Origin of the sequence: Pseudophaeobacter leonis (assembly GCF_002087335.1) — a bacterium.
In the GTDB taxonomy this organism is placed as follows: Bacteria; Pseudomonadota; Alphaproteobacteria; order Rhodobacterales; family Rhodobacteraceae; genus Pseudophaeobacter; species Pseudophaeobacter leonis.
Genome location: NZ_MWVJ01000054.1, coordinates 1 through 14,421 on the forward strand (window position 1 = coordinate 1; position 14,421 = coordinate 14,421).

The 14,421-nt window shown below is 58.9% G+C and carries 9 protein-coding genes and 2 pseudogenes; 7 read left to right on the forward strand and 4 right to left on the reverse strand.

From position 1 onward, the window contains the following. Positions 1-998, reverse strand: a 998-nt coding sequence (locus B4968_RS12735; protein WP_083099486.1) for a M48 family metallopeptidase, incomplete at its 3' end; no start/stop codon positions are given. Here B4968_RS12735 and B4968_RS12740 point away from each other — a divergent pair. The 3 genes and pseudogenes from B4968_RS12740 to B4968_RS12750 all read left to right on the forward strand — a co-directional run bounded on the left by B4968_RS12740 (position 997) and on the right by B4968_RS12750 (position 6,265). Next, positions 997-2,141 (forward strand): annotated as a pseudogene (locus B4968_RS12740) (pyridoxal phosphate-dependent aminotransferase). The gene B4968_RS12735 and the pseudogene B4968_RS12740 overlap by 2 nt on opposite strands. Before the next feature lie 158 nt (positions 2,142-2,299). Continuing rightward, a complete protein-coding gene (locus B4968_RS12745) occupies positions 2,300-3,538 on the forward strand; it encodes an N-acetylmuramoyl-L-alanine amidase (RefSeq protein WP_083099488.1) in 1,239 nt (412 codons plus the stop codon). A gap of 221 nt (positions 3,539-3,759) precedes the next feature. Continuing rightward, a pseudogene (locus B4968_RS12750) lies at positions 3,760-6,265 on the forward strand (penicillin-binding protein 1A). A gap of 78 nt (positions 6,266-6,343) precedes the next feature. On the opposite strand, the gene B4968_RS12755 reads toward B4968_RS12750, so the two are convergent. Next, positions 6,344-8,122, reverse strand: a complete 1,779-nt coding sequence (locus tag B4968_RS12755; protein ID WP_083099489.1) for a Hint domain-containing protein — start codon at positions 8,120-8,122, stop codon at positions 6,344-6,346. Between the two features lie 290 nt (positions 8,123-8,412). Between B4968_RS12755 and prfB the strand changes: the two genes are divergently transcribed. The 3 genes from prfB (at position 8,413) to B4968_RS12770 (ending at position 12,032) form a co-directional block, all read left to right on the forward strand. Continuing rightward, a protein-coding gene (prfB, locus tag B4968_RS12760) for a peptide chain release factor 2 (RefSeq protein ID WP_139792800.1) occupies positions 8,413-9,538 on the forward strand; the annotation gives its coding sequence in 2 pieces (ribosomal slippage) (positions 8,413-9,198 and positions 9,200-9,538; 1,125 coding nt in all). Positions 9,539-9,786: 248 nt separating this feature from the next. Further along, entirely contained in the window at positions 9,787-11,184 is a 1,398-nt protein-coding gene (locus B4968_RS12765; protein WP_083099491.1) for an amidase, read from the forward strand. 83 nt (positions 11,185-11,267) lie between these two features. Next, complete coding sequence (locus B4968_RS12770; RefSeq protein WP_083099493.1) at positions 11,268-12,032, forward strand: DUF2189 domain-containing protein; 765 nt, start codon at positions 11,268-11,270, stop codon at positions 12,030-12,032. A 68-nt stretch (positions 12,033-12,100) separates the two neighbouring features. Here B4968_RS12770 and B4968_RS12775 read toward each other — a convergent pair whose 3' ends face one another. Further along, complete coding sequence (locus B4968_RS12775) at positions 12,101-12,859, reverse strand: helix-turn-helix domain-containing protein (RefSeq protein ID WP_083099567.1); 759 nt, start codon at positions 12,857-12,859, stop codon at positions 12,101-12,103. A gap of 272 nt (positions 12,860-13,131) precedes the next feature. On the opposite strand from B4968_RS12775, the gene B4968_RS12780 reads away from it, so the two are divergent. After that, positions 13,132-13,629: a hypothetical protein gene (locus B4968_RS12780; RefSeq protein ID WP_083099494.1), complete on the forward strand. Its 498-nt coding sequence runs from the start codon at positions 13,132-13,134 to the stop codon at positions 13,627-13,629. 201 nt (positions 13,630-13,830) lie between these two features. Here the strand turns inward: B4968_RS12780 and ilvN are convergent, their stop codons facing one another. Then, positions 13,831-14,391, reverse strand: a complete 561-nt coding sequence (gene ilvN, locus B4968_RS12785; RefSeq protein ID WP_083099496.1) for an acetolactate synthase small subunit — start codon at positions 14,389-14,391, stop codon at positions 13,831-13,833. Positions 14,392-14,421 lie beyond the last annotated feature (30 nt).

The following is a 14,421-nucleotide window of genomic DNA, read 5'->3' on the forward strand; positions in this document are numbered from 1 at the left end:
CAGCGGCGGTTCTCAAACAGGATCTGGCCCTTGAGGTCATGATAAAAGGCATCCTTTGGCCGGATGGCCAAGGCGCCGTTGACTGCGGTAAGGGCTTTTTTCAAATCATTGCGCCGGTGGTAGGCGATGGCCTGCCGCATCAGGCGGATATCTTTGTGTGTCTCTTCAGTGGCGCGGCGCAGGCTCCACTTTGGCGAGCGGGTAAAGGCAGAGAGCTTGCCGCGTACCCGCGCGAACCAATACTGGTCCTGCGGGTCGGGTGTGCTGTTGTCGCCATAGGCGGCCACAAAGGCTTCGGCGGCGCGGATCCGGTCGCGGCTCAGCGGGTGTGAGCGCATGTAGGGGTCCTGGTTGGCCGTGCTCAACGCTTCCTGACCAGCAAAAATGCGGTGCAGGTCGACCAGCCCCTGCGGGCTGATGCCCGCGGATTTCAGCGAGCCTGCGGCGGTGCGGTCGGCCGATGATTCTTCGGCGCGGGTATGGGACAGGAACCCCCGGACAGCCGAGGTTTGGCTGCCAATGGCAATGCCCCCGGCGGCTTCACTGGCACCTGCGGCGGCGGCAAGAACCGCGAGGGCCAGTCCCAGACCGGCAGCGGTGCCTGCGGATTGCAGTTTTTGCATCCGCCGCGCCAGATGGCCATTGGTGATATGGGCCGCCTCATGGGCGATCACCGCCTGCAGCATCTCGGGGCTGGTGACCTTCAGGATCAGCCCGTAGTTGATAAAGATTGTTCTGCTGTCCACAACGAAGGCGTTAAAGTGGGAATCATTCACCAGCAGAACCCGCACATGTTTGGCATTCAGACCTGCGGCACGCAGCACGGGCGCGGCCAGCCGGGACAGGCCCTGTTCGATATCCGCATCCCGCAACAGCGTTATGGATGCCGCCTGCACGCAGGTGACCGTATAGGCAAGAATGCAAAACACCAGAGCTGGGATTGACGCCAGCCGGGAGAAACGGTCAAAAGTCATGCGCGCACCATGGGAGATCAGCATGCGAAACTCAAGCAGGTCAAACGTCGATCCCTTCATTGTGATGGATGTAATGGAGGCTGCCCGTCTGGCCGAAGAAAATGGCCGTCACATTATTCACATGGAGGTGGGACAGCCCTCAACCGGCGCCCCGATGGCGGCACGGCGCGCTCTGGCGGATGCGTTGGAGAACAACACCCTGGGCTATACAGTGGCGCTGGGGCTGCCCGCCCTGCGCAAACGCATCGCCAGGCTTTATGGCGAATGGTACAATGTCGACCTCAACCCGGACCGCGTGGTGGTGACGCCGGGGTCTTCGGGGGCCTTCCTGCTTAGCTTTACCGCGCTGTTTGACAGCGGAGACCGGGTGGGGATTGGCGCGCCGGGTTATCCGTCTTATCGCCAGATCCTCAAGGCGCTGGGGCTGACGCCGGTGGATATTGAGACCGCGACGGACAACCGGCTGCAGCCGATTGTTGCGGATTTGGCAGGTCTTGATCTGGCCGGGCTGATGGTGGCCTCTCCCAACAATCCCACCGGCACCATGCTGGATCATGCGGCGCTGGGGGATTTGATCGCGGCAACGCAGGCGCAGGGCGCGGCCTTTATCTCGGATGAGATCTATCACGGGCTGGAATATGAGGCCAAGGCCGTCACGGCGCTTGAGCTCACCGATGACTGCTATGTGATCAATTCCTTTTCCAACTTCTTTTCCATGACCGGCTGGCGGGCAGGTGGATGGTGGTGCCCGAAGACCACATCCGCGTCATTGAGCGTCTGGCGCAGAACATGTTCATCTGTGCGCCGCATGCCAGTCAGGTCGCGGCGCTGGCGGCATTAGAGTGTCAGGATGAGATGCGCGAAAACCTTGCGGTTTATGCGCGCAATCGACAGCTTATGCTGGAGGGGCTGACGCAGGCAGGCTTTGACAAGATTGCGCCGCCGGATGGCGCCTTTTATGTCTATGCGGATGTATCGGATCTGACCTCTGACAGCCGCAGCTTTGCCGCCGAGATCCTTGAAAAGGCGGGCGTTGCCGTCACGCCGGGGTTGGATTTTGACCCCATGCGCGGTGCCACGACGCTGCGGTTTTCCTATGCGGGCGCAACAGAGGACATCATCGAAGGGCTGGCGCGTCTCAAGACCTTTATGGCTGCGCGCGGCTGAAATTCGCTGCCAGAGCAGCCAAGGCAGTCAGGGCATTTGATTTCTCCCAAGGGGGACGTCTAGGCTGCACACAAGACCTCTCTTGCCGTGTGAGCTGCCTGTTTGGCTGCTCTGCGATGCAGAGGGCAACACGAGCACGGAACAGGGGCAGCAACTCTATGGGCAGATTGAATGCGGTGATGACGGCGCTATGGCTGAGCGCCGGATGCCTGATGGCACCTGTTGTGATGGCGCAGGAGTTTAGCGGTCTGGCCCGTGTGGATACTGAGACCTCGCTGATCAGTGACGTGGGTGGCGGCGCGGATATACGCCTTGGTCTCAGCCAGGGCGTGCCCTACCGGCTGTTTACCCTTGAGGGGCCGCCCCGACTGGTGCTGGATTTTCAGGAGGTTGATTGGCAGGGACTGAAGACAGAGGATTTCCTGACCGGCGACAGCATCACCTCGGTGCAATTTGGCACCTACATTCCGGGCTGGTCGCGCATGGTGCTTGAGCTTTCAGATCCTATGACAGTGCAGGCCGCAGAGCTTGAAACTGATCCGGTGAGCGCAGGTGCTGTGTTGAAGGTCGCCCTGCGAGGTACAGATCCTGAGCAATTCAAACGCTCAGCCGGGGCGCCGCAGGATCCCCGTTGGGATCTGCCTGCGCCGCAGCTGTTAAAGATTGCCCCGGAGCGGGATGAAAATGCCCCCCTTCTGGTGGTGCTGGATCCGGGCCATGGCGGCATTGATCCAGGCGCCGAGGCAGAAGGCGGCATCACGGAAAAAGATCTGATGCTGCAATTTGCTCTTGAGCTGGGCGAGGTTCTGGTGCGCTCGGGGCAGTTTGAGGTGCAGGTCACCCGCGATGGCGACTATTTTGTCTCGCTGGAACGCCGTACAGCGCTGGCGCATCAGGCCGGAGCGGATCTGTTTATCTCGTTGCATGCGGATTCATTGTCGCAGGGCCATGCGCATGGTTCTACTGTCTATACCCTGTCGCAAGAGGCGTCCGATGCGGCCTCGGCCAGCCTAGCCGAGCGGCAGGACCGCGCCGATCTGCTGTCGGGCACCGATCTGAGTCATACCGATGATCTTGTCACCGGGGTTATGCTGGATCTGGCCCGCCAGGAAACCCAGCCGCGCAATGTGGCGCTGGCCCGCGCGCTGGTGGCGGGGGTAAAGGCCGAAGCCGGCCCAATCAATCGCAAGCCGCTTTGCGATCGGCCCGGGTTTTCGGTGTTGAAATCGGCGGATATCCCGTCGGTTTTGGTCGAAATCGGGTTTCTCTCCAGCGCGCGTGATCTGGCCAATTTGCAAGATCGCAACTGGCGGCATCAGACTGCAAGAGGGCTGCTCAAAGGACTGATAGATTGGCGGATCCCTGATGAGGGGCAACGGTCCCTGGTCCGACAGTGAGCTGTACCTGGTGCGACAGTGAGCTGTACCAGGAGCTGTACCTGCGGATTTCAAAACCGGCGTTTTGGGGCGGCTCAGCGAGCAGAAGCTGTCAACAAGAGCCGGGCGGGGCGCGACAGGGTGATTTCCCCCCTTTGAAGGCATTTTTTCGCCGCTTCCTGTTTTGACCCGGCGCGTTGCCCCCCCTATATAGACGGCACCCTGCGAGAAAGGCCGCATCCGTGCTCAGGTTTATTCTATCCTTCTTTGGTTCCATCTTCAGTACGATCACGCTTGGCATTGCCATGATTGCGCTGACCCTTGGGGCGGTGTTCTGGATCTATGGGCGCGATCTGCCCAGCCACGAATCCCTGTCGCAATATCAGCCGCCAACCATCAGCCGGATTTATTCCGGCGAGGGGCGTATGATTGATGAATTCGCCAAGGAGCGGCGCCTGTTTACCTCATCCGAGGACATTCCGGATCTGGTGAAGCAGGCGTTCATTTCGGCAGAGGACAAGAATTTCTACTCGCACAATGGCTATGACGCCCGTGGTATTGCGGCGGCGGCAGTTGAGGCGGTGCGCTCTCGCGGTGACAACGTGCGCGGGGCCTCGACCATTACCCAGCAGGTGATGAAGAACTTTTTGCTGTTCGGGGATCGCAAAGCTGCGCGTAAGATCAAAGAGATCATCCTCGCCACCCGGCTTGAGGAAACTCTGGATAAAGACAGGATTCTGGAACTCTATCTCAACGAGATCTTCCTCGGGCAAAACTCCTATGGTGTGACGGCCGCAGCGCAGAGCTATTTTAACAAAACCCTGGGTGAGCTGGCGCCGCATGAGGCCGCAACTCTGGCATCAATGCCCAAGGCGCCGGGAAAATTTCACCCGGTGCGTGGCAAGGAACGCCTGACCGAGCGGCGTGACTATGTTCTGCGCGAGATGTTTGAGAACGGCTATATTTCCGAGGCGGTGTACAAGGTCGAGGTGGCTCAGCCGCTGCGCTCGGTGCAAAACGGTGATTTTGAAAGCTTCCGCACCACATTGCCACCGCGGGACTATTTCTCTGACGAAATCCGCCGCCAGTTGTCGGATGATTTCGGCGAGGGCGAGTTCTTTACCGGGGGTCTTTCGGTGCGCGCCACCATTGATGCCGAGATGCAGACCGAAGCAGCCGATGCCCTGCGCACCGGCCTGCAGAAATATGACCGCTCACGCGGGATCTGGACCGGCACGGGAGTAACACTAGAGGCGGAAGACCTTGCGGACGAGGCGCGCTGGCAAGAGGCGCTTGCTGCGGCAGACGTGCCGCGCGACATCACGCTGGGCGGTAAATGGCTGCCCGCCGTGGCGCTTGAGGTCGGAGACAAAAGCCTGACCGTTGCTGTCGAGGGGCAGGCGGGAGTCGGATCGGTGCCGCGCGCCGACATCAAGTGGCTGAAGGGCAGTTTCAAAGACAATATCAGTCGCGGGGATGGGGTGCTGGTGCGGGCCGAGCTGAACGAGGGGGGCACGTTCCAACATTGGTCGCTGCGCCAGGTGCCAGAGGTGCAGGGTGGCTTTGTTGCGATGGCCGTGAACTCGGGCCGTGTTCTGGCGATGCAGGGCGGCTTTTCCTACCAGCATTCGGTGTTCAACCGCGCCACCCAGGCACAGCGTCAGCCGGGTTCCAGCTTTAAGCCCTTTGTCTATGCCGCCGCTTTGGACAGTGGCTATAGCCCGGCGACCATCGTGGTGGATGCCCCGATCGAGATCAACACACCACAGGGGCTGTGGCGTCCCAAGAACTCGTCAAACAAATTCTATGGTCCAACGCCGCTGCGCACCGGGATTGAACAGTCGCGGAACCTGATGACCATTCGTCTGGCCCAGGAGGTCGGCATGCCGGTGGTCGCGGGCTACGCTGAACGGTTTGGGGTCTATGACAATATGGGCGCCTTTCTGGCTAACTCGCTGGGCGCCGAGGAGACCACGCTGTACAAGATGGTGGCATCCTATGCGATGTTTGCCAATGGCGGTGAGCGGGTACAGCCCACATTGGTCGACCGGGTGCAGGACCGCTATGGCCGCACGATCTATCGCCACGATGATCGCGACTGTGTCGACTGCTCAGCACCCGGTCTGGCGCCAGGAAAATCGCCCCGGATCGAGACGGACCGGGAACAGGTGATGGATCCGATTACTGCCTACCAGCCTTAGCTCAATGATGCGTGGCGTGGTTGAACGTGGCACGGCCTCAAGCGTGATCAACCTGCCGGTGCCCACAGCAGGCAAGACCGGGACCACCAATGATTCCCGCGATGTTTGGTTTGTTGGCTTTACCTCAAATATTGTGGCTGGCTGCTATATGGGGTTTGACCAGCCGCGCCCGATGGGGCGGGGGGCCTATGGCGGCACCATGTGTGGGCCAGTGTTCCAGCAGTTCATGAAAGTGGCGACCGAGAAATTCGGCGGCGGTCCTTTTGACGTGCCTGAAGGGGGACATTTTATCAAGATCGACCGTTACACTGGCGCCCGTCTGCCCGATAGCGCCTCGCGCGCCTATGTGGTGGCCGAGTATTTCCGCGACGGCGCCGAGCCGATCTTTGGTCTCGCCTTTGATGGTGGTTTTGCCATGGGATCGGATCTGCCTTTGCTGGAAGAAGTGCAGCAATCCGGACGGCAGGTCACCACCTCAACCGGTGGAACCGCGGTGCTGGGACCCAAGGCAACCTTTGGGACCATTACCTCGGGTGGCCAGTACTAGGCCTGCGCACGCTTGCCGATCGCCAAACCGGTCTTTTTGTTCTGCGCGCGGCGGGCTGCTGCGCACAATGCTTTTGGCCTATGCGCGCAGCGCCAGTGTTTCGGGCCGGTTGAGACAGTAGCGCGCTGTTGGGCCAAAGCCCTCGGGATGATCCCGCAGATGCGGCATGCAATTGAAAAGACTATAAAGAGCGGCACCGCTCAGAGCTTCCAGTGCCTGGTCGCCGGGAAAGAAGCTTTCGCTGGGGCAATCTTCGGCAAAGATGACCTCATGCTGGTTCAGCAGAAGATGCATATAGGTGACCATGCCGCCGGGTTGGCGACGGATGCTGTGGTCATTGATCAAAAAACGCGCTGCCGAGAGCACTTCGCGGCTGCCAAACAGGAACCGGGCATTTGCGTCCGTCAGCAGCATACGGTGCTGCGGCGAGACCAACAGATCGCGGCTGGTGCCCAGAGTGCCGGCCTCAATGCGGATCGGCGCCCAATGCCCCTGGGCCGGGACCGTGGTTGAGCCGAGCCATTGCACCGGCAGAAAGCCGTTGTCGCGGGTCAGAACCAAATCTCCGGGCACCAGCTCTTCGATTGGCACCGCGCCATTGGCGGTGGAAATTCTGGTACCCGCGACAAAGCAGATGATGTTTTCGATATTGGAAAATTTGAGGCTGGATCCATCCAGCATGGTGGCGGTGCCGCTCATAGTGCCATTGCTGGTGCTGGTCACTTCAAGGGTCGAGCGATCCACCAGGCCACCCAGGTCGAGCGTATCCCAATCCTTGCCGCCTTCCTCGCCGTCGACCGAGATGTCCGCGCGGCCTGCCTCTCCCAGATCGGTGAGGCGGAAGGTGTCCTTGTCATCGCCGCCGGTCGCGACATCGCCTTCAGAGACCTCGAAATGGTCGTTGCCGCGCCCCCCGGACATGGTGTCGTGGCCGGTGCCTCCCATCAGGCGGTCTGCGCCGTCACCACCAGACAGCTTATCGTCGCCTGATCCCCCGATCAGGGTGTCATCGCCTGTGTCGCCATAGAGCGAGTCGCTGCCGCCCTTGCCGTCAAGGTAGTCATCGCCAGCGCCGCCGTGGAAATCATTGGTGTAGGTATCATGAGGATCTGAATCCTCCTGGTTAAAGCCAATGATGGTATCGTTTTGAGCCGAGCCCAGGACGCCATCGATGCCGCTGTAGGTATCGCCCTCGGCCTCGCCACCAGAGCCGGTTTCGGTCGTCAGGTTGACGTTCACGGCCCTGTCAGAATCCGAATAGTCGGCGTAATCAAGCCCCTTGCCGCCATGCAGCCTGTCCGCGCCTGCGCCGCCCTCAAGGGTGTCGTCGCCATCTGAACCAGACAGATGGTCATTGCCACTGCCACCTGAAATGGAATCGTCGCCGCAGCCGCCATTGACTGTGTCGTTGCCTGCGCCTGCCAGCACAGTGTCGCCATTTCCTGCAGGCCCGCTGCCGATGCCGTCGTTCATGCGGTCTCCGTCAGCATCCGTATAGGTCGCATGAATGTAGTCATCAGCCGCAGTGCCATCCACAACCCCATCCCCGGCCCCACCAGACGCTCCACCAGACGATGCACCAGCAAACCCATAGGCGGGGGGATTGGGTGCAGAGCCTGCGGTGAGCGTGTCCACCGGGCCCAGATCCGGGGTGAAATAGACGTGGCCATCGGTGCCCAGAGCATATGAGCCGGTCTCTACCTGGTCGCTGCAACTTTTGTTGTCGACAGTGCCAGTCCATGTCCAGTGACCCGACCCAATGACATGATCCGTTATGAACGAGGTGTAGCTGCCGGAAATGCCATCTCCGGTGTTCAGGGCGGCATCACCAAGTGATACAAGATATCCAAATGGCATTTTGTCTTTCCATCGTTTGAATAAGGCGCGCCTGTGGAGGCTCTCCCTTTGCTTGCGGCCCTGAACAACGTCGCAAGGCGGGCCGGTGGATAACAACACAGGCCCGTTTGTATGTGGCAAAGCTTTCGCGACAGTTTGCGAACCAGAGAAAAACTAGTTCTAGTTTGATGCAGGCGATTTTGATGCAGACGATGGCAGAGGTCCGCTGTGGCTTTGTCAGCGCCGTAGCTTGCTCGCAGCCCCGGGGTGGTCTATCACCCTTGCTTGATACGTAAGTTCAAGGAAAAAACATGCGCGCCGAGATCCAAAACTCCGTAGCCGATATCGAGAAGTCGCTGGAGCTTCTGGCCCAGCGTTTGAACTGGGAGACGGCTGAATACCGTTTGGAAGAGTTCAACGCGCGTGTTGAAGATCCCGATCTGTGGAATGACCCGGAGGCGGCGCAAAAACTGATGCGCGAACGCCAAAACCTGTTGGATGCAATCGGGGTCTACAAAGGGATCAAGCAGGACCTTGCCGACAATATCGAGCTGATTGAGCTGGGCGAGATGGAAGATGACCAGGAGGTCATTACGGATGCCGAAGAGGCGCTGAAAGCGCTGAAGGTGACCGCGGCCGAAAAAGAGCTTGAGGCTTTGCTTGACGGTGAGGCCGACAGCAATGACACCTTTCTTGAGATCAACTCGGGCGCTGGCGGCACTGAAAGCTGCGACTGGGCCTCTATGCTGGCGCGGATGTATGTGCGCTGGGCCGAGAAAAAGGGCTACAAGGTTGAGCTGCAGTCCGAAAGTGCCGGCGAAGAAGCGGGCATTAAATCAGCATCCTATAAGATCACCGGTCACAATGCCTATGGCTGGCTGAAATCCGAATCCGGGGTGCACCGCCTGGTGCGGATCTCGCCCTATGATTCGGCCGCCAAACGGCACACCTCATTCAGCTCTGTCTGGGTCTACCCGGTGGTGGATGACAATATTGATATCGAGGTGAACCCGGCGGATATCCGCATCGATACCTATCGCTCCTCTGGTGCTGGTGGGCAGCACGTGAACACCACCGACTCGGCGGTGCGTATTTCCCCACCATCCCACCGGCATCGTGGTGACCAGCTCTGAGAAATCACAGCACCAGAACCGCGACATCGCCATGAAGGCGCTGAAATCGCGGCTGTATCAGCAAGAGCTGGACCGTCGCAATGCCGCCATCAATGAAGCGCATGAAAACAAGGGCGATGCGGGCTGGGGCAACCAGATCCGGTCCTACGTGCTGCAGCCCTACCAGATGGTCAAGGATCTGCGCACCAGCTATGAGACCTCGGACACCAAAGGTGTGCTCGACGGCGATCTCGATGGGTTTATGGCGGCAACCCTGGCGATGAATGTTGCCGGCAAAAGCCGCTCTGAGGCCCAGGGCGACTAACCCACATCCGCGATTGGGTGGGGTTTTCAGGATGTAACGGGTGCAGAGGCAGTTCTGCGCCCGTTTTTTATGCTTCCGCTAAGAAAACTATGCTGGGGGGATGTGTGCGTTTGGCGCGCGCATCAGCTGGTCACTTTCAAAGAACACAAGTTGCCCGAGGTATTTATAACATGCAGCTGGGGTGCAGCTTTTCAGCGGAGGGTTCCAGCGCTAGGCTAACGAGCAATTGGTGCAGGAGAAGCCGTCAGATGTATGAGCCCTATGGATCCGCGCAGGCGCTGGTTACACAACTGCGCAGTGGCGCGCTGAGTGCGACAGAGGTGATGCAGGCCACGCTGGACCGTATCGCGGCACTTAATCCCCGATTGAATGCCATTGTGGCGCTGCGCGATCGCGATGCCCTGATGGCAGAGGCCGCCGCCGCAGATAAGGCCAAGAGTCGCGGCGCATTGCATGGTTTGCCAATGGCGATCAAGGATCTGGCCGATGTCAAAGGCATTGCCTCGACCCAGGGCTCACCGCTGTTCAAGGATTTCGTGCCCAGCAAGGATGAGCTGTTTGTAGCCCGGCTGCGCGCGGCGGGCGCCATTTTGATCGGCAAGACCAATACGCCGGAATTTGGCCTCGGCTCGCATACTTTTAATCCGGTTTATGGCGCGACGGGCAATCCGTATGATCCGCATCGCACCTGCGGCGGCTCCTCAGGCGGCGCGGCCGTGGCGCTTTCTGCCGGGGTGCTGGCTTTGGCGGATGGCTCCGACATGATGGGCTCTTTGCGCAACCCGGCCGGATGGTGCAATGTTTACGGCTTTCGGCCAACCTGGGGGTGGGTGCCGTCCGAACCAAAGGGCGATTTGTTCCTGCATCAACTCTCCACCCTGGGGCCAATGGCGCGCAGTCCTGAAGATATTGCTTTGCTGTTGGATGTGATGACGGGCGCTGATCCGCGTCAGCCACTTGCAAGCGGCGGCGCAGCCACCCTGCCATTGCCACAGACCACGCCGATGCGGATCGGCTGGCTGGGTGACTGGGGTGGCGCCTTTGCGATGGAACCCGGTATTCTGGACACCTGCGAGGCTGCTGTGGCGCAGTTTTCCGATATGGGGCATCAGGTAGGAACTGTGGCGCCGCCCTTTTCGGCCGAGCAGATCTGGGAGTCCTGGATCACCCTGCGGTCTTTTGCCGTGGCGGGTGGGCTGCGGGCCTTTGATGAAAACCGCGCGGCGTTAAAAGATACTGCAATCTGGGAACTGGAGCGCGGACTTGCCCTGAGCGGGCGCGAGATACAGGCGGCCTCGGATATTCGCTCCAACTGGCAGCGCAGGGCCGCCGAGGGATTCCAGAGTTTTGATGCGCTGATCCTGCCCACGGCACAGTGCTGGCCCTTTCCGCTGGAGCAGGACTATCCGCACAGCATCAATGGAGTTGCGATGGACAGCTATCACCGCTGGATGCAGGCGGTGACCCCGGTGAGCCTGCTGGGACTGCCCTGCCTTGCGGTGCCTGCCGGGTTTGGCGACGCGGGCCTGCCAATGGGCCTGCAGATTTTTGGCGCACAGGGGCAGGACCAAAATCTGCTGGCGCTGGGCCAAAGCTATCATCAGGCAACACAGTGGCCACAAAAATCTCCGCCATCCGAAGGGTGAGGCCGAAGGGTAAGGTCGAAGCGTGAGAGAGAATGCACAAGGCATTGATTTTTGAATAGATTTTTCTGGGGAGGAGAATTTGCATGAGTGAAAAACCATTTGGGCTGCCCACGTTGCGGCCCATGAGCGTTGCAATCCTGAAACAAGCTTTGAGAAGCGGCTGGCAGGATTTTTGCCGCAAACCTGGATATGGGCTGTTCTTTGCAGGGTTTTACGTCTTGGCAGGCTGGCTGATGACCTGGATTACCCTGCAAACAGGGACGACATTCTGGTTGGTGCTGGCGGCTATTGGCTTTCCTTTGATCGGCCCCTTTGCCGCCGTCGGACTATATGAGGGGTCGCATCGTCTGGAACAGGAAGAGCCAATGACTGCGGCGGATATTCTCGGGGTGATCCTGCATCAGAGCCGTCGGCAGTTGCCGTCGATCTGTGCCATCATCATTGTGGTTTTTTTGTTCTGGTTCTTCCTGGGCCACATGATTTTTGCCCTGGTTCTGGGGCTGTCCACGATGACCAATGTCTCAAGCTCGTTGGAGGTTTTTCTCACGTCCAATGGCATGATGATGCTGGCGGCCGGAAGCGTGGTGGGCGCGCTGTTTGCGCTGCTGCTGTATATGATCACGGTGATTTCTCTGCCGCTGCTGCTGGATCGGGAGGTGGATTTTGTCACGGCAATGATCGCCAGCTTCAGCTATGTGCAGGCAAATTTTGTGTTGATGATGCTGTGGGCTGCCGGGATCGCGGCGCTGACATTTGCGGCGCTTTTGCCTGGATTTACCGGTCTCTTTCTGGTTCTGCCCCTGCTGGGACATGCCACCTGGCACATCTACCGGCAAATCGCCCATTGAGTGCGCATCGCTCGGCAGTCGCTTTGGGTGTCTGCGATCGGATCCCGGTTCAGGGTGACGTTGGCGGGTTAGCGAAAGGGCTCATCGGGCCGCAACAGGTGACGGTGATAAGGCAACAAATCCTCGGCGCTGGAAAAACCAGCGCTACGTGCCGTTCTCAACGCACGCCCCATGTCATGCCCGAGGTGCTCATAGACCATGCGGGTGACGCGCTCACCACTGCCATCGCGCACGGTGCGCGCCACATATCCAACCCAGAAATTGTTCTCTAACGAGCCGATACGCGCCAGGTAGTTGAACGAATATGTCATGGCGTGGCGCCGCGAGATCACAAAGGCGACGCCATCCTCATGTGAGGTCAGAACACCCCGAAACTCTCGCATCCTGGCGCTGTCAGGGAGGCCTTGATAATGCATCGCCACACGGGCCTCGTAGCCCTTGATAAAGGTGGCTGTGGTGCCCGAGCGAAAGACATAGACAAGGCCGACAATAAACTGGTCGCTGTTCACAAAACTCCGGCGAGTAAAGCGGTAAAATCCGGATGGAAACATCGTCTCGTCAAGCTGGCGAATGCCGTAGCCGAGAAAATCGGCAAGAAACGGGCTGTTGAGAACCTGTCCCTGTCGGCCCATTGTTTCAACCGGTTCCAGCAAAATGCGGGCATCAACTTCGAAAAAGCTGCAGATACGATCGAGAATGTCGGGTCTGGGAAAGCTCTCGCCTGACATGTATCGGTTGAATTGCGTTCTGTTTATGCCAAGGCGGCGCGAAAGTTCGGAAATCGAAGGGTATGCTTGGGCCAAGTGACGCAGATTGGTGCCAAACATATTGCGCAACTGTGCAGGGGAGCGGGGTCGTTTTGCCGGCGTTGGGTCTTTTGCGTCCTGAATGTCCGACATTTAGAGCTGCCTATCCTATTGTTGTCGCCCAAAAAGCTTTGAAACTCCGGCGGAGACGCTAAATTGTGTCATGCTGTAGCCATCTAACGTCAAATTATTTGTTATTCAGACACAAAATGCAATGGGTCGACGCTTCTTTCACAATGTTGAAATCGGTTAGGATAGATCAAACTCTATAGGTCTTAGATACGAGGTCCGCTATGATTGGAATAGTTCTTTGGCGTGACATTGCCGTCGGCAAGGCGGTAATCTGGTGTGAAGATCAGGGGGATCTGGCTTTTTATACTCACCCTGGCACCTTTGACACGTTTGAAATCTGTGTTGGAGACTGGGTTCTGTTCGACTTGGAGTTGAATGGGGGCTTGCGGTTGGCGCTGGACGTTCGCGTCCTGCCAGAGCCTGCCTGTCCCGGTTTGGTCGACGACATTGTTGGTGCAGCAGGCATGCCGCCGATAAAGTTTTCCCCGCAGTTGGTTGAGGCTGCGCACGAAAATGAAAAGGTGTCACCGGGTAACGGTGAGGCCGGTCAGCGTGCAGGCGAAAGTGCAAGCTGCATGACCCAGACAGAGGCGGCCCGTGCAAAAGTGAAAGAGCGTCTCGCAAACCCCGAAACGTGTTTAACGGCGGCAGTGGAAGGGGCGGGAAAAAACATCATTCTCTTTCCTCTGGGGCAATCCGGTAGTCGCCGCAGCGCCTGAGCCTGTGTCAGGGCCTCTTAAACAGAGTGCCTGAATTAGAGGGCCTGAAACAGGGGGCCTGAAGCCGCGACGCACTGACCAGATATAACGCTAACCAGACATAACGCTAACCAGACATAACGCTAACCAGACATAACGCTAAAAGGCCGGTCCCAAGACCGGCCTTTTATTTATTTGGCATCCTAGAGGGCGCAGCCCCGCTCAGACGCCACGCAACAGGGCTGCGACGCCAGTCCTTGCGACTTCGGCTAGTCCCAGAGGGCGCATGAGGTCCGCAAAGGCATCGATCTTTTCAGGTGCTCCGGTGATCTCAAAGATAAAGCTGGTCAGGGTGCTGTCGACAACATTGGCGCGGAAGATATCGGCCAATCGCAGGGCCTCGACGCGTTGGTTGCCTTCGCCAACAACCTTGAAAATCGCCAGCTCGCGCTCGACCGAGGAGCCCTCAACAGTGAGGTCATGCACCTCATAGACCGAAACAATTCGGCCTAACTGGGCTTTGATTTGTTCGATCACCTGAGGCGTGCCGGTGGTCACCACAGTGATGCGCGACAAATGGCCCGTGTGATCAACTTCGGCGACGGTCAGGCTTTCGATGTTATAGCCGCGGCCTGCGAACAAGCCGATGACACGCGCGAGAACGCCGGGATCGTTTTCCACCAGCAGCGCCAGGGTGTGCTTTTCCTGAACATCCGAAAATGTCGGGCGCAGGTTATAGGCAGAGTGGCCGGTGGAGCCTTCTTTGATATGGAGGGCAGACATGTATGTCCCTTTCTGAAATTCGGGCCAAAA